Origin of the sequence: Bacillus sp. EKM501B (genome assembly GCF_011800505.1) — a bacterium.
GTDB lineage: Bacteria > Bacillota > Bacilli > Bacillales > Bacillaceae_G > Bacillus_A > Bacillus_A cereus.
This window is the reverse complement of the sequence record NZ_JAALFZ010000054.1, coordinates 1-779: the sequence shown is the minus strand read 5'-3', so window position 1 is coordinate 779 and position 779 is coordinate 1. Positions and strand designations below refer to the sequence as shown.

Sequence of the window (779 nt, the reverse complement as noted above, 5' to 3'; positions counted from 1 at the left end):
GACAGGATTTGAACCTGCGACCTTCGGGTTATGAGCCCGACGAGCTACCGTGCTGCTCCACCCCGCGACAATATAAAGTTTTAAAAAATGGAGGAGGTAGAGGGATTCGAACCCCCGCGCGACTCTCGCCGCCTGTCGGTTTTCAAGACCGATCCCTTCAGCCGAACTTGGGTATACCTCCATGAAGGAAAAAATAAATATTTTATTATTATATGTCTAAACCATTAAAGAAAAAATGGAGGAGGTAGAGGGATTCGAACCCCCGCGCGATTCTCACCGCCTGTCGGTTTTCAAGACCGATCCCTTCAGCCGAACTTGGGTATACCTCCGAGACATATATTAAATAAAGTGGAGCCTAGCGGGATCGAACCGCTGACCTCCTGCGTGCAAGGCAGGCGCTCTCCCAGCTGAGCTAAGGCCCCATGTTTTTTAGGAATATCGGGAAGACAGGATTTGAACCTGCGACCCCCTGGTCCCAAACCAGGTGCTCTACCAAGCTGAGCCACTTCCCGTTAATAAAAGCGCGCCCGAGAGGAGTCGAACCCCTAACCTCTTGATCCGTAGTCAAACGCTCTATCCAATTGAGCTACGGGCGCATATGGTGCCGAGGGCGGGGGTCGAACCCGCACGGTGGTCACCCACCGCAGGATTTTAAGTCCTGTGCGTCTGCCTGTTCCGCCACCCCGGCATGTCATATTGAAAATTGGAGCGGAAGACGGGATTCGAACCCGCGACCCCAACCTTGGCAAGGTTGTATTCTACCACTGAACTACTTCCGC

General features: G+C 52.9%; 8 tRNA genes. All 8 read right to left on the bottom strand.

The features are described 5' to 3' along the window. Window positions 1-59 (bottom strand) — tRNA-Met (locus HFD78_RS28990). 29 nt (window positions 60-88) lie between these two features. Beyond that, window positions 89-181 (bottom strand) — tRNA-Ser (locus HFD78_RS28985). Between the two features lie 55 nt (window positions 182-236). Continuing rightward, window positions 237-329 (bottom strand) — tRNA-Ser (locus tag HFD78_RS28980). 20 nt (window positions 330-349) lie between these two features. After that, window positions 350-422, bottom strand: a tRNA-Ala gene (locus tag HFD78_RS28975). 16 nt (window positions 423-438) lie between these two features. Next, window positions 439-512: transfer RNA gene (locus HFD78_RS28970), tRNA-Pro, on the bottom strand. A gap of 10 nt (window positions 513-522) precedes the next feature. Further along, window positions 523-596, bottom strand: a tRNA-Arg gene (locus HFD78_RS28965). A 3-nt stretch (window positions 597-599) separates the two neighbouring features. Next, a tRNA-Leu gene (locus HFD78_RS28960) sits at window positions 600-688 on the bottom strand. Between the two features lie 16 nt (window positions 689-704). Next, window positions 705-779, bottom strand: a tRNA-Gly gene (locus HFD78_RS28955).